Here is a 17,369-nt window from a genome sequence, read left to right as displayed (position 1 = left end):
TCCTTTACCATCGATTATCTTGCTCTTTTTTGCTCTGTTAACTTTAGCCAGCCAAACACCGGAGAAAACAGCCGCTCCTACAGTTTACGTCCATGAAAAACCTGCTGATCAGTATTGTGTTTCGTTTGATCGCAGGGAAAAATTGATTGTCATACAAACCAGTACGCCAGGGCCTGTACGGATACGGGTGTTGGACAGAGAAGGTCATATTACCTTCCTGCAAAAAGTAAAACAAACCAGCCCTTTACACAAAATTGATTTCAGCCGCAACTTTAGTGGCTGGTATTATGTACAACTACAATTGGCAGACGGAAGATTTTGCGGAGATTGGGTAAATGTGTAAATTGAAGAGTGTCTGATATCACCGACATGAAGAATACCCGGAAAAAGCGATTTCTTAGAAAATCATCCCTTGCTCTTCTGGTTCTTTCAGCCGGTATTGCAGTTGTTCTGATCTGTAACACCATTGTTGTCCGGAGCACCTCCGGAAAACTTTTTGGCTTAGCCGAAAACACTCCCAAACATAAAGTGGGGCTGCTGCTTGGTACCAGTAAATACGTCAAAAACGGCCAGATTAACCTTTATTACCGTTATCGCATTGAGGCGGCGAGAAAGTTGTACGAGGAAGGAAAAATCGAATATATCCTTGTCAGTGGCGACAATGGTACGATTCAGTACAACGAACCCCGTACCTTTCGAAAGGATCTGGTTGCAGCGGGAATACCCGAAGACCGGATTATTCTGGATTTTGCCGGATTCCGCACGCTGGACTCTATCGTCAGGGCGCAGAAAGTATTCGGGCAGAATGAACTGATCATTATCTCCCAGGCGTTTCACAACCAACGGGCCGTTTATATAGCCCAAAGCAAAGGCATCGAAGCCGTAGGGTTTAATGCACAGGATGTAACGTTGGGATACGGGTTTAAAGTTCAGTTCCGCGAACTACTGGCCCGCACGATGATGATGTTTGATCTCTATCTGATCAACCGCCAGCCAAAGTTTCTGGGCGAGCAAATAGTGATTGGGTAGGATGTTTTTTACCGCGCCTTTTCCCCCAGCAACTCCTCCACAAATGCTGAATACTCTTTCACAAATTCCTCGTAGGGTTTGCCTGTACCAGGCCCGCTGAATCCTGTATGGATTCGCCGGATGTTCCCTTTCCTGTCGATGAATATCGTGGTCGGGAAAGCCATCACCTGATTGAGCATGGGTAGTTTTTCGCTCGCTTCGATCTTGTCGTCACTATTTTGTGCGAGGAGAATTTCATAACTCACCGCAAAATAGTCTGTCAGCCGTTTGATGCTTGCCGCAGCGGCTTCCGGGGTTTTTGCGCGCTCAAATGCCAACCCGATTACTTCCAGTCCTTCTTCCCGGTATTTGTCATACCAGCGCGCCATGAGTTTGGTTTCGTCCATACAATTGGGACACCAGGAGCCCATTAGCTGCACAATGACTACTTTTCCCACATAACGAATATCGCTGAGCGAAACCGGATTGCCCTCCAGATTGGGAAACGTAAACGCAAACTGGCTGTAGCCAGGTTTCAAAAAGGTTAGCGAATCGGCATCCCTCAGCACTGCTTCAGGGTCGGGAACTGCCTGCCAGGTTTCTTCCCAGTGATTGCCGGAGAAAAACTTTCCGGAGAGAGATTCGTCTGGCTGCTTTTCTGCAAGAAATAGAAACGCGTGTTCGCCATCGAACGCTGACAATTTTAGGCTGTCTCCATCGACCGCTCCTTCCAGATATCGGTAATCGCCGATTTCAGTGAGGAAGGTGCCCGTTAAATGGTGCCCGGTTTGGGAAAATTTGCCTATGGCAACATAGGGTTCCTCGGGTGGCATAGATGCGAAATCAGCCTTCCAGGTATTGTCGATTACGGCCGGGGTTTTTTGTGAAATAAGCGGAAACCGCAAATTTTCTCCTGCCGTAGCCCGAAAAGCAATTTTATAGTCATTGCTTCTGGAGTAATTATGCCAATCGCCACTAAAAGAACCTGCGTCCCTAATTTTTCCGACAAACTCTGTATCAAATATTGGCATCCGGATAAAGATCGAGTCACCCTGAGTGCGGATATCATCTACCTTGATTCGCTCTTCACTGTTGATGATGGTGATCGTATAATCATTTTCAGACTTTTTCAGCTCAAATGTAAAAGGCAGAGTAGCGCCGGGAAGAAGAAAAAGCTCCATTCTCCATATGCCTTCCTGCAATGTCACAGAAGTGGTTTTGGGCTGGCAACTCAGAAACAAACTGAGCCATAAGATATGTAGTATTCCGGTAGATTTCATGGATATTATCCTTAAAAATTGTAAACCAGATATGTATAATCCATCAACTTTACGACATCAAGTCCCGGCCTATATCCCTGCGAAAATATTTGCCTTCAAACTGAATCTTTTCTGCATTTTTCAGGGATTTCTCCACGGCTTCTTCAATAGTTTTTCCAAAGGAACTGATTGCGATAACCCTGCCGCCATCTGTAACCACCTGGCCATCGGCAGATTTTGTTCCGGCGTGAAAAAGTATGGAATCCTGTACCTGCTCCATTCCTGTCATGGTTTTGCCTTTTTCATATGAACCGGGATAACCCCCACTCACCAGCATCACAGTTGTGCAGGTTTGCGAATCAATCTCAAAAGCTTTCTGGTCAAGTGTTCCGGTTACGACACCTTCACATAAATCCACCAGATCTGCTTTCAGGCGGGGCATGACAACCTCCGTTTCAGGGTCTCCCATGCGTACGTTGTACTCCAAAACCCAGGGCACGTGATTGACAACCATTAACCCGATGAAAATAAATCCCCGGTAGGTAATCCCTTCCTGCTGAAGTCCGTGGAGAGTAGGCCGGACGATTTCTTTTTCTACCTTATCGATAAAGGCCTGATCTGCGAATGGGACGGGAGAAACGGCACCCATACCCCCGGTATTGAGGCCGGTATCGCCTTCTCCGATACGTTTGTAATCTTTCGCTGAAGGTAATATTTTATAGTGTTTGCCATCTGTCAGCACAAAAACAGAAATCTCGATTCCGGTCAAAAATTCTTCAATGACAACCGTTTGTCCGGCAGAGCCAAATGATTTTCCGCTGAGCATATCTGTCACAACTTCCTTGGCATGGGCATGACTTTCACAGATCAGTACACCTTTACCTGCCGCAAGTCCGCTGGCCTTGATGACCACAGGCAGCGCCTGCTGATCGACAAAGTCGAGGGCTTCTGTTAGTTCACCGGATGTGAAAGAGCCATAAGCAGCCGTCGGGATGCCGTATTTCTGCATAAATTTTTTGGAAAAATCTTTGCTCCCTTCCAGTTGCGCTCCGTGGCTGTTTGGACCTACTACCGGGACACCTTTTTCTGTGAGGAAATCGGCCATTCCATCTACGAGCGGTTGCTCTGGGCCTATAAGTACAAAATCAATGGCATTTTCCTGTACGAAGCGATATACCTCAGGGAAGTGGGCGGTGTTTATCGCCACATTTTTCCCTGCTGATGCAGTACCCGCATTACCAGGCGCGATATAGAGATTTTGACAACGGGGAGACTGGGCCAGCTTCCATGCAAGCGCATGCTCGCGTCCGCCTGATCCGATTAGTAATATATTCATTATTGAAGCAGGATTTTTCCGGCAAGGCTGTATTTACCGGTAGATAGTTTGTAATAATAGACTCCGGAAGGAAAATGACTGTTTTGCCAGGTAAAGGTATGTATGCCCGGCGAAACATTGCCAGAGAAAGGTACGGCGATTTCGCTGCCGCCTACATCAAAAATGGTTAGCCGGGCATCTGTAAATATGGTCGAATTTATAAAAAATACGGTTTGATCCGTTTCCCTGAAAATTTGGAGGGTAAGTTCAGATGGTGATAATCCTGGTTCAACGGCCGTCATCAGGCCCGGGCCAAAAGTAATGCTGTTGGGGTAGGAAAGTCCGCCGGTGTTGATGAATGTTTCGTGTGTATTGTTGGGAATATTGTATCGTTTTACCTGATTTGCACCGGGCTCACAGAGATAAAGGAGACCTGCCGGATCGTACATATGGCCTTCAGATCCTGAAAGACCTGTTGCCGGTTTGCTAAGCAGCGTTTTGTCGCTGGCGTCAAAAATAATGATTTCCCCAAGCTCAAGATCCTGAACCAGCATGTCCGGGCCGCGAAACCAAACATCAATAGGGCCTTTGACTATGCCATTGGGGATAAAAATCTCCTGAAGAATGCCTGCGGTATCAAACTTCAGTACATTCCCGTCAAGTCCCTCTGCATGAACGGCTACGTATAGATTGCCAGCACTATCCCAGGCATGTCCCCCTGCCTGATTGAGGTTGGCGTTGGTAAATTCGTCAATAAAATTACCCAGGGTATCGTAGCGTACGACTTTACTTTTTGTGATTCCCCACTGACTGATATACAGGTATCCGTCAGGTCCCCAACTCATTTTTGTGCCATTATCCAGCGGGTAGTTTTTGGTGAAATTACCGATGTAGGCTCCTGTCTGGCCATTGTAGATTTTTACGGCATTATTGAACCTGCCGGTTACCAGGAGGTTTCCGTTGGGGTGGAAAAGTACTTCCTGCGGGGAGTTGAGTGTGCCTGAGTTGGGGGTTACGAAATCTCCTATATACTGGCCGGTATTTCCATTGTACCTTTTGACGGAGTGGGTTCCCCGGCTACTTACAAAGATATCGGGCAACTGTCCAAGAAGGAAATGAGGTAGAAACAGAATAAAAATCAGTAGTCTGAAATGCATAGAATCAGGATTACTATGCGGCAAACTTACAAAAAATTACGTGTTTAAGTCTGCTTCAATATCTTTGGCAATGGTAAAATAGAACTGACTGCCATCGCCGGGGGTAGAGGTTACCCAAATGCGTCCATTATGCTGTGCGACAATCTTTTTACATAAAGCCAGGCCTATGCCTGTTCCTTCGAAATGATGATTGTTGTGCAGGCGGCGGAAAAGGAGGAAAATTTTCTCCTGGTACTCTTCAGGTATTCCGATTCCGTTGTCTTTGATGCAAAAAAGCCAGTCATCTGGCCGCGTTTCGCAGGAGACTTCAATTTCCGGGCGTTTCCCTTTTGTTTGAAATTTCATCGCATTGGTCAGGAGATTTTGGAATAGCTGATAAATTTTTGTCCGGTCTCCTCTTATATCCAGCGGGCATTGTCCAATATGAATGGTTGCATTTTTTTCGTCGATAACTGGTTTGAGTTCAAGTTTTATGTCGGATATGATTTTTTGAAGATTCAGCTTTTCTAAACGAATTTTTGTCGTATTGACACGGGAAAGTGTGAGCAGATCCCGGATTAGATTATACATATTGTTGGAAGCGGAAAGAATAAATCCCATATATTCTTTCTCTTCTTCATTGAGTTTGTCCCCCATTGTGCGATGTAGCAGTTGGGTAAAACTGATGATGGATCGGATGGGGGCCTGGAGGTCATGGGAAGCGATATAGGCAAAATTTTCCAGCTCCAGATTGGATGTGATGTATTTTTCCAGTTCCAGGTTTTTTTCATTCAGGTTGGTTACCTGCTTTCGGATGATTTTTTCCTGCCAGATTCTTTCGGTGATGTCCTGAACGGTTGCAATTGCTGAGATAAAGTTTCCGGAAGCATCGTAGATTCCTTTTACCGCTGCAATAGCATGGAAATGATCTCCATTTTTACGCACGTATTCTTTTTCCTGAGTGAATGAGAGGACCTCTTTCCTTACTAGTTTTTCAAAATTGCGGATGCTGTAATTTACATGAGACGCTTCTGTGAGTGAGACAACACTTTGCGCTTTTAGTTCTTCCTGATCGTAACCCATCATGTCCATGAAGGCTTTGTTGAAATCAAGAAAACGAGTTTCCTGATCAAGCAGCGCGATACCATAAAGGTTATTTTCAAATAAACTACGGTATTTTTCTTCTGTTTGCGTCCTTGCTATTTCGGATTCCCGCTCTGCTGTAATGTCTCTGATAATGTCGCGTGAGCCAATAAGTTTTCTGTTTTCATCAAATATGCCGAGCGAACTTACTTCAAGGTATTTGGTTTTCCCTGAAGGAAAAGAAAACTTACTTTGAAAATCTGAAAATCTCCCTTCTGTTTTAAGGATTTTGAAATATTTACTGGCATTTTCATTTTCATCAGGGTGAATCAGATCCAGTACATGCACAGGATACTCTCCCGATATTTCCAGCAACTCCCGCGCAGCTTTGTTACTGGCAATAATTCTTCTTTCCTTATCTATCTGTACAATTCCTTCATTGACATTTTCAAACAGATCTCTGTATCTGGATTCGCTTTTTACCAGATTTTTTGCGTTGTTTTCAGAATCTTTCAGCAGATTGGTATACAGGGCTGTCAGGTTGAAAAGTTTGGTGAAAATCACAATAAAAATCATCAGGATGACAATCTGATTGTAAATAATAAATGGCCCTTCAACTATCGGCGGACTTTCTACAAACAACTCAATCGCCAGCATCGTGATGCCGATTGCACAAAGCGTTAAAAAAAATCTGTTGGCAATTTTTTTGTTTTCGAGATACAAAAACGAAGAAAGGCCTATGGGCAACATCATCATCGATTCGTATCGGATCGCTGGAAGGACAATAGCTGCTGAGACTACAAGAAATACAGATGTCGAAATAAACAGGATGACACTAACTGCCCTGTTTTTATGATGGAAAAACCAGATGCTCAGCGGATGGAGAATCAACGGGATTCCCAAAAAAACATATACTGTAACACTTCCGTATCCGGTAAGCACTAAAATCAGGAATATTGCTACATCGGTAATGACAGCGCTCCACGTGTCTAATAAAAATATAGATCTTCTGTTGAGGGATTCTAAAGAGCTTGCAGGGATTAGCCTATTGATATAATGCGTTTGTCCAGGCATAGGCAATTACAGTAACTTTTATTGATGATAAATAGTACGTCCCGAAACACCAGGTTAATTTACCAAAAGTTAGGATTATGTTAAATCCTCCCCCATGATTTATTTTAAATAAGCGATAGCGCTACGAATTTTCGTAATGGTGCAAGTGCAGTTTTTGTTCCAACTTTAAATGGTTTGAAAGAACCAATTTAATACAAAATTCTGCTTGTATGAAAAACTTTGTATTCATCTTCACTTTTTGCCTTTATGGAGCCTGCTATGCTCAGTATTTCCCCGCATTCCAGAATGAGTTTTTTTTTGGAAGAATGCCGGTGGTAAAGATAGATAAACATACTCTGGCGGAAACCACAGTTTCAAATTTTGGTCTCGCACTGAGTCTTCTTCCCTCTTACATTTACGCTTCCTCTCTCACCGATGGCGCTTATGGTACTGCTTCAATCAGGGCTACCTATATGCCTGTACTTGCTACCAAAATAAAGCATGCCAACAATACACCGGAATGGAAGACCCTTACCGTGCATCGCGTGGAAGCCGGCGGCCATTTCGATTTTCACTACGAACGCACCGTCAGCCTCGTCACAAACGGATTTTTTGTCCGTACCTGGAGTAAAGACGAAACACTTTTCAGAGAGGGAAGTAATGATTGGAAACCCAATGGGGATGTTTATTTCGGCACAACTTACTATCTTAGGCGTTTGAAATTATAAAACGCTCCCTAAGATTAGTTGTATGTCCAGGATATCTTTTCTGCGTATGCACCAGGAATTAGTCCGGGTGTTGCGTAAGTTTGACTTTTCGGCTGACCGTGCCGATACCTGTGCCCGTTTATTTTCAGAAGCCAGCCTGGATGGTGTTTATTCACATGGGTTAAACCGGTTTCCCCGCTTCGTCGAATATATCCGTAAAGGGTATATTAATGTAGATGCCATCCCCGAAAAAATTGCCGCCATCGGAGTGATAGAACAATGGGATGGCAACCTGGGGCCGGGAAATCTCAACGCACAGTTTTGTATGGATCGTGCCCTCTCTATTGCCAAAACAAACGGTATGGGCCTTGTGGCCCTTCGCAATACCAACCACTGGATGCGGGGCGGCGCATATGGCTGGCAGGCGGCTGAGGCGGGTTTCATCGGTATCTGTTTTACCAACACCCAACCCAATATGCCTCCATGGGGCGCAAAAAATGCCGTCCTCGGTAATAATCCTTTGATCATTGCGCTTCCAGCACCTGATCATCCCATTGTGCTGGATACTGCTATGACCCAGTTTTCTTTTGGCAAAATAGAAGCCTATCGCAGAGAAGGAAAACTGCTCCCTGTGCCAGGTGGTTTTGATACCAGAGGAGAACTCACCGTTGACCCGGGTGAAATAGAAAAATCGTGGCGTGCCCTTCCTTTTGGGTTCTGGAAAGGATCGGGTTTGTCGCTGGTGCTTGACCTTGTGGCGAGCGTTTTGTCCGGGGGAATGTGTACGGTACAGGTTGGGGAACAAGGATCTGACGAATATGGACTGTCCCAGGTATTTTTAGCGATTGACCCACATTCGGTTGGCGATCCGGTCCATTACCAGGAAGTCATAAAAAAAACGCTCATGGCAGTCCATGACGCCGAACCGGCCCGGGAAGGTGAGCAGGTGTATTATCCCGGTGAAAGAACCATTCAGACCCGTAAATATAATATTGAAAATGGTATCCCTGTAGATGACCGTTTCTGGGAAGAAATCTGTGCGATGTAGCACAAAAAAAGCCACTCCGAACCGGAGTGGCTTTTTTTGTAAGTCTTCAGTAGTCTTACTTCGCTACTACTTCATTCAACTCGACATTGCAGGTAATGGTGATATCTTCCCCCACCACCAGTCCGCCGGCTTCCATTGCGCTACTCCACGCCAATCCGTAATCAAATCGGTTGACAACGCCTGTAATCTTAAATCCAGCCTTCTTGCCACGTGAGCCAGATATGGTGCCATTGTAGGCTACGTCAAATTTCACAGGCTTGGTTGTCGCTTTCATTGTGAAATCACCTTCCAGAAAATATTTTTTGCCTTTTTTGACGATTTTTCCGACAAATTTGATCTCTGGATATTTTTCTGCATCAAAAAAATCCTCGCCTTTCAAATGGCCATCACGTCGCTCATTGCTTGTGTTGATCGAGGCAGTTTTTGCAGAAAATTCGACAGCAGCACCATTGAAGTCCTCACTTGTACTGGTAACTGTGCCGGCAAAGTCATCAAACTGACCTTCTACCTCAGAAATCAGCATGTGGGTGGTGGTAAACTTGATACCCGTATGGGACTTATCCAGCGCCCAGTTGGTTTGTGCCTGTAAGCCTGCTGCGAGGCAGATAAGAGTGAATAAAGTTGTGATTGTTCGCATTCTTTAGTTTTAATTTTAATTGTTTGGATAATGACTGGCTCTCCAATACTGGAAGATTAGACACTTGTTGCGTAGTTTCTATTCCTCCAGATTCATAATCTTTATAGAAAAGGTTGCCATAAACGTTTTTCCGGGCAAAAGGGATAAAATCCCCTCTTTGTTTTCAATTTGCTGGTCGGTATCCACACTGTCGGCAATTCCCAGCCAAGGTTCAATACATACATAAGGTGCCTGAGGTTTCGCCCATATGCCCAGATAAGGCCAGCCATTAAAATCGACCTCAAGTACCGGCCCGTTGAGATAATGATTCAGACTTACTGATGCAGATCGCAGGTGTTTGAATATCAGTGCATCATGGTCAAACAGGTGGCGATCTAATGGTAGCTGGTCGCTGTTATCCAGAACTACTCTTCCTTTTTGTGTGATAATGCCCCCGCTGTTCAAATCCCATGTGGTGGCGTTTTCTTTCTGATCAAAATGCAGATAATAATCTTCATAAGTTTCCCCCTCGTTCAACGGGCATTTGAATGCAGGGTGCCCTCCAACGGAAAAAAACATGGTCTCATTACCGGTATTCCTGACTTCATGAGATATATGCACACTTTTTCCTTCGAGGGTAAAAGCGATCACCATTTCAAATTCAAATGGATAAACTTTCAGCGATTCTGCATCACTTTTCAGCGAAAAGGCAAGCTGGTTTTCTGTCTTTTTTACCAGCGTTACTTTATCATTTCCCCGAAAAAAACCATGTCTGAATAACTGATAGGATTTTCCATTATACAGGTACGTATTGTCTTTCAGGGTTCCTACAATCGGAAACAGAACGGGTGCGAAACTCCCCCAGATAGCGGGATTCCCTTCCCACATATATTCTTTCCCGGTAGCCAGAGCCTGGATGCTGCAAAGCTCTGCGCCTGAGGGTTTAACAGCGATACGCAGCGTATCGTTTTGAATGGTTTCCATAGAGGTAAAGTTGAGATCAATATTTAAAAGATTTATCGGGCGCTTATCCGCGTAGCGATTTTCCTGAATAATCCAGGCACAAACCGCTTTAAATATACCATCACAACTTCCTTGCCGCCAATGGTTACTTCAGCTTTATTTTTACGAATGGCTGCAATGATTTTTTGGGCACAAACTTCGGCGGTCATCCCATTTTCCTGCCCGGGATCCATGATTCCCTGGGCTGTGCCATCTTCCTTAAGAGCGTGTAGGGATATCTGGGTGCGAATCTGCCCGGGATTGACAACCGTAACATGTATATTTTCTGATTTTAACTCAAGGAGTGCGGTTTCAAAAAAACCGTGGAGGGCGTGTTTTGTGGCGGCGTATGCAGAGCGGAGAGGAAAACCAAACTTGCCCGTCAGACTACTTACAGCTACGAGATGCCCTCTTTTTTGCTTCAACATCCATGGTAAAACCGCTTTGGTAAGGGCTATTTGGCCGAAATAATTTACCTCCATGATGCGACGGTCCAGTTCGATCGGTGTATCTTTTATTAAAGACCGCTGACTGATACCACCATTGTTGATGAGGATATCGATTTTCCCGTGCAATTGAACCTGGGCATTGACTATGGTATCCACATCTGAAGTGTCAGCCAGATCCAGCGGAACAATGGTTACCTGATTTTGTTTTTCACCACAGGCTTTGCGCACACGCTCCAGTTCATTTACCCTCCGGGCAGAAGCAATGACCGTTGCCCCAGCCTGTACAAAGGCGTAAACCAACGCCTCGCCTATACCGGAAGAAGCGCCTGTGATCCATACTATCTGGTTGTTGAAACTCATGCCGGTTGCTTTTCTGCGAATTAGGTTATCTCTATTGAAAAGTGCGGTAATATAGGAAGGAAAGTGCTGTCATACTGCCATATTGACAAGTATTTTCAGTCAAAAAGGCAACAAAACCCCCATGGCACTAGGATTGCGGACGTAATAAAACCAATATAACCACCTGTCTAAATGAATAATGAAAACAAACCTGAGGATTTCTTCCAAAGTTTTAAGGAGGGGTTTTCAGACCTGCAAAAAAAAGTCGGCGGGTTTATGGATGACGTATTCAGCGGCGATAGTACAGGGTCGGAACTTAGAGTCCGTACCGATGTATATCTTACCCGAGACCAATACGTGATTGAACTGGAAATCCCCGGAGTGAAAAAAGAAGATGTTTCCATACAGATTCATGACGGGATTCTTAATGTGAAAGGCACAAAATTTCCGGTGCAAGGTTCTGAGAATTATGTATATGAGAAGCAGGAACGTCAGTATGGCAATTTTATCAAATCATTTACCCTGCCGGTAAGCGCGGTGATAGAGGAGGTAAAAGCCAAATATGAGATGGGTTTGCTTTTTATACGTTTTCCCCGGAATACCGGAGATGAGACGGAAGATACTTCTAAAATAAATATCGAATAATTATATCAAAATAAGCATCAGATGAGTAAGATTATAGGAATAGACTTAGGAACTACGAACTCTTGCGTAGCCGTAATGGAGGGGAATGAGCCGACGGTGATTGTAAATGCAGAAGGAAAAAGAACGACTCCTTCTGTGGTATCGTTTTCCAAAGACGGTGAGCGTATCGTAGGCGAACAGGCAAAACGCCAGTCCCTCGCCAACCCGCTGAAAACCATTCGTTCGATCAAGCGTTTTATGGGTGCTACTTACCCTGACGCAAAAAAAGACAAAGGGGGCGTATCCTATGAAATCGCCAGCGGTAGAAACAACCTGGCTGTAGCAAAGGTCGATGATCGTACCTATACCCCGCAGGAAATTTCTGCCATGATTCTTCAGAAAATGAAGAAAACTGCTGAAGATTATCTGGGTTATGAAGTAAAAGAAGCTGTAATCACGGTTCCTGCTTACTTCAACGACGCACAGCGCAATGCAACCAAAGAAGCTGGTGAAATCGCCGGCCTGAAAGTTCGTCGTATTATCAATGAGCCTACTGCTGCTGCATTGGCTTATGGTCTCGATAAACAAGACAAAAATATTAAAGTTGCCGTATTTGACCTCGGTGGTGGTACATTCGATATATCTATCCTTGAATTGGGAGACGGTGTATTTGAAGTGCTTTCAACCAATGGTGATACCCATCTGGGTGGTGATGACTTTGACCAGATCATTATCAACTGGTTGGTTGCTGAATTTGCGCAGGAGCACAATGTGGATCTTACCAAAGACCCTAAAGCCATGCAGCGTCTGAAAGAAGCTGCTGAAACTGCAAAAATTGAGCTTTCTACCACCAGTCAGTCTCAGATCAACCTGCCTTACCTCTCTATGGACGCCAATGGCCCCAAACACCTTGAGAGAACGCTTACCAAGGCGAAATTTGAGCAACTGGCTGACAAGCTGTTTGACCGCTGTCTTACTCCTTGTCGCGAAGCACTCAAAGCTGCCAAGCTTTCTGTAGAAGAAGTGGACGAGGTGATCCTCGTAGGTGGATCTACCCGTATCCCTAAAGTACAGGAACTGGTCAAAGACTTTTTCAAAAGAGAACCCAACAGGAGCGTAAACCCTGACGAAGTGGTTGCTATTGGTGCTGCGATTCAGGGCGGTGTTCTTTCCGGTGATGTTACTGGCGTATTGCTTCTCGACGTTACACCCCTTTCTCTCGGTATTGAAACCATGGGCGGCGTATTTACCCGTCTGATTGAAGCCAATACCACCATCCCGACCAAAAAATCGGAGGTATTCTCAACAGCGTCCGACAGTCAGACATCAGTGGAAATCCATATTCTGCAGGGAGAACGCCCCATGGCGATGGACAACCGTACGCTTGGAAAATTCCACCTCGATGGCATTCCACCAGCACCTCGCGGTATTCCTCAGATTGAAGTTTCCTTCGACATTGACGCCAACGGTATTCTTCATGTAAGTGCCCGCGATAAGGCGACCGGAAAAGAGCAAAAAATCCGGATTGAAGCTTCCACCGGCCTGAGCGATGCGGAAATTGAAAAAATGAAGCGCGAAGCGCAGGAAAATGAAGAAGCCGATCGCCTCAGAAAAGAGCAGGCTGAAAAACTCAATGCAGCTGACGCACTGATCTTCAGTACAGAAAAACAACTGAAGGATCTGGGTGATAAACTTTCCGAAAATCACAAATCTGCAATTGAAGGTAGCTTGAAAGAATTGCGTGCAGCACATGAGGCAAAAGACCTTAGCGCAATTGATGCAGCAATGGCTGCGCTTAACACTGCATGGCAAAATGCATCTACCGAGTTGTATCAGGCTGAGCAAAATGGCCAGGCACATGCAGGAAATGCAGCTTCAGAGCCGGAAAGTGATGTTACAGACGTCGAATACGAAGAAGTCGACGACAAATAATAAAGTGAGATTTTCTTTCTCCAGTGGGTCCGCCGGTTTGGCGGACCTTTTTTTTTATAGCTCAGCATCGTTTTTCCTCCGGGTTGATTCCCGTAATACGAGTGAAGATTTTAAAACCTGCGGGACACAGGAAACAGGTTCTTCCGGATGCGTGATCTGTCGCAACAGCATACGTATGGCCTCCTGCCCAAGGGCATACATCGGCAATGAGACCGTCGTCATTGTGGGTTTGACAAAGCTGGTGAAAATTTCATCATTGAAACCCGAAACAGCGACGTCTTGCGGGATTTGCAAACCACGTTCCTCCAATATCATCATAGCCCCGGCCGCAGCGCTGTCAGATACTGCCAGAATGGCATCGGGGGGGTGCGGTAGCTGTAAAAAAGCCTCTGCAGCCTCACGCCCATTCTCAATCCGGAATCCTTTGTAAATGATCAGATCACGGTCAACAGGGATTCCGTATTTCTTCAATGCAACTTCATAACCCCTGACACGCTGGTGACTGACGAGGAGCGCCTCCGGCCCCGCTATATGGGCAATTCGTTTATATCCCTGCATGATCAGATGCTCTGTCATCCGAAACGCTGCATCCGTATTGTCCATCACAACTTTTGGTACATTTACTTCTTCCATCACCCGGTCAAAAAGGACCAGCGGCACCTTTTTTCGCAGAAGTTCCCGGATATGTGAATCGTCTCGGGTCTCAATCGATATCGACAAAATCAACCCGTCCACGCGGTTGGCGGTCAGCGTGCGGATAACCGCTTTTTCGGTTTCATAACTTTCGTTGGACTGGCAGATCATAATCTGGTACCCGGCTTTGGAAGCGATTTCCTGCATACCACTCACGGCAAGAGAAAAATAAGGAAAGCTGAGGTTGGGCACGATTACACCCAAAGTAAAGGTTTTGCGATTTAACAACCCCAATGCTACAGGGTCAGGGTGATAGTCAAGCGCAGTGGCAAGTGCTGTTACAGCCTTTTTCGTTTCCTCTTTGACATTGGGATGATCGCGCAATGCCCGGGAAACCGTGGATTTGGAAATTCCCAGTCTTCGGGCAATATCCTTGATCGTGACCGCGTGATAATCCATATTTTAATATATTGAATTTGGACAGAAAAAACCTTTTCCTGCAACCGTTCCCAAACACATAATCTTAACTTATTGAGAATAAACCCTTTGTAATTGCTTTTTCTTTTATTAAATCGTTGCTGGAAATTACACAAAAGTTTAAGCAGTTTATGCAAAACCCATTTGATGTTTCAGGTAAAGTCATTGCTATTACCGGTGGTTCAGGTGCTTTGGGCGGATCTATGGCTCAACGTCTGATACAGGCTGGTGCCCGTATCGCCATTCTCGATTTGCGATTAGAACTGGCACAAAAAAGTGTAGCCGAACTCACGAAGGAAGGTGGCGAAGCCATCGCGATTGAAGCCAATGTCCTGGATAAAGATAACCTCATCGCTGCAAAAAATGCCATAATGGCCCAATGGGGCAAAATTGACGTGCTGATCAATGCCGCAGGAGGAAATATGCCAGGTGCTACCATTGGCCCCAACCAAACCATATTTGATCTCTCCATCGAAGCATTTAAAAAAGTTTCTGACCTCAATCTCAATGGATCTGTCCTTCCCGCGCTGGTGTTTGGGGAGCAAATGGCTGCACAGAAACAAGGCGTGATTATCAATATCTCATCTATGACTGCCCAGCGGGCAATCAGCCGGGTAGTAGGTTATTCTGTTTCCAAGGCGGCGATAGATAATTTTACCAAATGGATGGCGGTAGAACTGGCGCTGAAGTTTGGTGGTGGAATCAGGGTGAATGCCATCGCTCCGGGATTTTTTATTGGCGATCAAAATCGCAACCTTTTGCTCAATGAAGATGGCAGCCTGACCGACCGGGGAAAAACCATTATTGCGCATACTCCGATGGGCAGATTTGGCGAAGCCGAAGAACTGAATGGCACGATTCAGTGGTTGTGTAGTGATGCTTCAAAATTTGTAACCGGTATTGTGGTTCCCATTGATGGAGGATTTAGTGCCTGGAGTGGTGTTTAATCTGTATATTGCCTCAACATAATATCTAATCATATGCTTCAATCCTGGCGCTGGTATGGCCCCAATGACCCTGTAAGCCTCTCCGATGTAATGCAGGCTGGCGCAACGGGCATAGTAACCGCCCTTCACCATATTCCCAATGGAGAAGTGTGGACAATCGATGAAATTAATCATCGCAAACAAATCATCGAATGGGACGAGGTCAACAACAAACCCCGCAATCTTCGCTGGGAAGTTGTAGAAAGCATACCCGTTCCCGATCCCATAAAAACCGGTAGTCCCGAACGTGTACGGATGATCGAAAACTACAAGCAGAGCATCCGAAACCTCGCAGCCTGTGGTGTAAACATTGTCTGTTACAATTTTATGCCTGTGTTGGACTGGACCCGCACTGATCTTAAATACGAAGTTGCCGATGGCTCCAAAGCGTTGCGGTTTGACCGGATCGCTTTTGCTGCTTTTGAGTTGTTTATGCTCAAAAGACCGGGAGCAGAGGGGCTTTATTCTGATGATGACAGGCGAAAAGCAAAAGAGTATTTCGCCCAACTGGATGATGCTGCGAAAACTCAATTACAACAGAATATCATTGCCGGTTTGCCCGGGTCTGATGAAGGATATACGCTGGATCAGTTGCAAACCGTACTCGATGCCTATAAAAATGTGGATGAAGACCGTTTGCGCGAAAACCTGGCATATTTCCTCGGAGAGATCGTTCCTGTTGCTGAAGAAGCCGGCGTGCGAATGGCGATTCACCCCGATGATCCGCCGTATTCTATCCTTGGGTTGCCGCGAATCGTAAGCACGGAAGCCGATGCCAATTTCCTCATTCATGCGGTAAAGTCTCCATCCAACGGCCTCACTTTCTGTACCGGCTCCTATGGCGTAAGGGCAGATAACGATCTGGCGGGAATGGTAAAACGACTGGGCGACCATATTCACTTTATTCACCTGAGAAGTACCCGCCGCGATGCAGAAGGCAATTTTTATGAAGCCGACCATCTCGATGGTGATGTCGATATGTATGAAGTCGTAAAGGCATTGGTTGAGGAAGAGTCCAAAAGATCAAAAGCCGGAAACCCCAACAGCGCCATCCCGATGCGCCCTGACCACGGGCACCTTATGCTCGATGATCTCCATAAAAAAACAAATCCCGGCTACTCTGCCATCGGCAGGTTACGCGGCCTCGCCGAACTTCGCGGCCTGGAACTAGGCATCAAAAGAGCCTTTAGCTATTAGCCATTGGCCTTTAGCTATTAGCCAACAGCCAACAGCCAAAAGCCAACAGCCAAAAGCCAACAGCCAAAAGCCAACAGCCAAAAGCCAACAGCCAAAAGCCAACAGCCAAAAGCCAACAGCCAAAAGCCAACAGCCAAAAGCCAACAGCCAACAGCCAAAAGCCAAAAGCCAACAGCCAAAAGCCAACAGCCAAAAGCCAAAAGCCAACAGCCAACAGCCAACAGCCAACAGCCAAAAGCCAACAGCCAAAAGCCAACAGCCAACAGCCAACAGCCAAAAGCCAACAGCCAAAAGCCAACAGCCAAAAGCCAACAGCCAAAAGCCAAAAGCCAACATCCAAAAGCCAAAAGCCAACAGCCAACAGCCAACAGCCAACAGCCAACAGCCAACAGCCAAAAGCCAACATCCAAAAGCCAACATCCAAAAGCCAACATCCAAAAGCCAACATCCAAAAGCCAACATCCAAAAGCCAACATCCATTAACCATTAACAATTAACTACTACT

The 17,369-nt window shown here is 45.6% G+C and carries 17 protein-coding genes; 8 read left to right on the top strand and 9 right to left on the bottom strand.

Annotated features, from left to right (window positions below; genetic code table 11):
* Positions 1-19 precede the first annotated feature (19 nt).
* Together R3D00_29795 and R3D00_29790 are read left to right on the top strand one after the other, a co-directional pair.
* Positions 20-343 (top strand): hypothetical protein, encoded by a 324-nt coding sequence (locus R3D00_29795; protein MEZ4777408.1) that lies wholly within the window; start codon positions 20-22, stop codon positions 341-343.
* A gap of 8 nt (positions 344-351) precedes the next feature.
* Positions 352-1,029 (top strand): ElyC/SanA/YdcF family protein, encoded by a 678-nt coding sequence (locus R3D00_29790; GenBank protein MEZ4777407.1) that lies wholly within the window; start codon positions 352-354, stop codon positions 1,027-1,029.
* Between the two features lie 8 nt (positions 1,030-1,037).
* Here the strand turns inward: R3D00_29790 and R3D00_29785 are convergent, their stop codons facing one another.
* The 4 genes from R3D00_29785 to R3D00_29770 are packed head-to-tail and all read right to left on the bottom strand — an operon-like array spanning position 1,038 to position 6,875.
* Entirely contained in the window at positions 1,038-2,288 is a 1,251-nt protein-coding gene (locus tag R3D00_29785; protein ID MEZ4777406.1) for a TlpA disulfide reductase family protein, read from the bottom strand.
* Positions 2,289-2,337: 49 nt separating this feature from the next.
* Positions 2,338-3,603: a phosphoribosylamine--glycine ligase gene (gene purD / locus R3D00_29780; protein MEZ4777405.1), complete on the bottom strand. Its 1,266-nt coding sequence runs from the start codon at positions 3,601-3,603 to the stop codon at positions 2,338-2,340.
* The gene (locus R3D00_29775; protein ID MEZ4777404.1) at positions 3,603-4,739 is read right to left on the bottom strand and encodes a T9SS type A sorting domain-containing protein; all 1,137 of its coding nucleotides are present in this window, start codon (positions 4,737-4,739) and stop codon (positions 3,603-3,605) included. The genes purD and R3D00_29775 overlap by 1 nt, the downstream gene beginning before the upstream one ends.
* Positions 4,740-4,775: 36 nt before the next feature.
* Positions 4,776-6,875, bottom strand: a complete 2,100-nt coding sequence (locus R3D00_29770) for a PAS domain S-box protein (protein ID MEZ4777403.1) — start codon at positions 6,873-6,875, stop codon at positions 4,776-4,778.
* Between the two features lie 209 nt (positions 6,876-7,084).
* Here R3D00_29770 and R3D00_29765 point away from each other — a divergent pair, with 209 nt between their 5' ends.
* Together R3D00_29765 and yiaK are read left to right on the top strand one after the other, a co-directional pair.
* The gene (locus R3D00_29765) at positions 7,085-7,582 is read left to right on the top strand and encodes a hypothetical protein (GenBank protein MEZ4777402.1); all 498 of its coding nucleotides are present in this window, start codon (positions 7,085-7,087) and stop codon (positions 7,580-7,582) included.
* A gap of 22 nt (positions 7,583-7,604) precedes the next feature.
* On the top strand, positions 7,605-8,609 hold the full coding sequence (yiaK, locus tag R3D00_29760; GenBank protein MEZ4777401.1) for a 3-dehydro-L-gulonate 2-dehydrogenase: 1,005 nt from the start codon (positions 7,605-7,607) through the stop codon (positions 8,607-8,609).
* A gap of 55 nt (positions 8,610-8,664) precedes the next feature.
* On the opposite strand, the gene R3D00_29755 is transcribed toward yiaK, so the two are convergent.
* The 3 genes from R3D00_29755 to R3D00_29745 form a co-directional block, all read right to left on the bottom strand.
* Positions 8,665-9,246: a YceI family protein gene (locus R3D00_29755; protein ID MEZ4777400.1), complete on the bottom strand. Its 582-nt coding sequence runs from the start codon at positions 9,244-9,246 to the stop codon at positions 8,665-8,667.
* Positions 9,247-9,324: 78 nt separating this feature from the next.
* Entirely contained in the window at positions 9,325-10,209 is an 885-nt protein-coding gene (locus R3D00_29750; protein MEZ4777399.1) for an aldose 1-epimerase family protein, read from the bottom strand.
* A 32-nt stretch (positions 10,210-10,241) separates the two neighbouring features.
* On the bottom strand, positions 10,242-11,036 hold the full coding sequence (locus R3D00_29745) for an SDR family oxidoreductase (GenBank protein MEZ4777398.1): 795 nt from the start codon (positions 11,034-11,036) through the stop codon (positions 10,242-10,244).
* Between the two features lie 171 nt (positions 11,037-11,207).
* Here R3D00_29745 and R3D00_29740 point away from each other — a divergent pair, with 171 nt between their 5' ends.
* Together R3D00_29740 and dnaK are read left to right on the top strand one after the other, a co-directional pair.
* Positions 11,208-11,660, top strand: coding sequence for an Hsp20/alpha crystallin family protein (locus R3D00_29740; GenBank protein MEZ4777397.1), 453 nt, complete (start codon positions 11,208-11,210; stop codon positions 11,658-11,660).
* Between the two features lie 21 nt (positions 11,661-11,681).
* A complete protein-coding gene (gene dnaK, locus R3D00_29735; protein MEZ4777396.1) occupies positions 11,682-13,571 on the top strand; it encodes a molecular chaperone DnaK in 1,890 nt (629 codons plus the stop codon).
* Between the two features lie 54 nt (positions 13,572-13,625).
* On the opposite strand, the gene R3D00_29730 is transcribed toward dnaK, so the two are convergent.
* Positions 13,626-14,663, bottom strand: coding sequence for a LacI family DNA-binding transcriptional regulator (locus R3D00_29730; protein MEZ4777395.1), 1,038 nt, complete (start codon positions 14,661-14,663; stop codon positions 13,626-13,628).
* A gap of 149 nt (positions 14,664-14,812) precedes the next feature.
* Between R3D00_29730 and R3D00_29725 the strand changes: the two genes are divergently transcribed.
* Both R3D00_29725 and uxuA read left to right on the top strand, forming a co-directional pair.
* Positions 14,813-15,628, top strand: coding sequence for an SDR family oxidoreductase (locus R3D00_29725; protein MEZ4777394.1), 816 nt, complete (start codon positions 14,813-14,815; stop codon positions 15,626-15,628).
* 33 nt (positions 15,629-15,661) lie between these two features.
* Positions 15,662-16,864, top strand: coding sequence for a mannonate dehydratase (uxuA, locus tag R3D00_29720; protein ID MEZ4777393.1), 1,203 nt, complete (start codon positions 15,662-15,664; stop codon positions 16,862-16,864).
* Here uxuA and R3D00_29715 read toward each other — a convergent pair.
* Positions 16,835-17,344 (bottom strand): hypothetical protein, encoded by a 510-nt coding sequence (locus R3D00_29715; protein MEZ4777392.1) that lies wholly within the window; start codon positions 17,342-17,344, stop codon positions 16,835-16,837. The two genes, uxuA and R3D00_29715, sit on opposite strands and share 30 nt — an antisense overlap.
* Positions 17,345-17,369 lie beyond the last annotated feature (25 nt).

The organism is Bacteroidia bacterium, from assembly GCA_041391665.1.
Taxonomy (GTDB): Bacteria; Bacteroidota; Bacteroidia; order J057; family J057; genus JAGQVA01.
The sequence above is the reverse complement of the archived record's forward strand: the minus strand, read 5'-3'. Positions and strand labels throughout refer to the sequence as shown.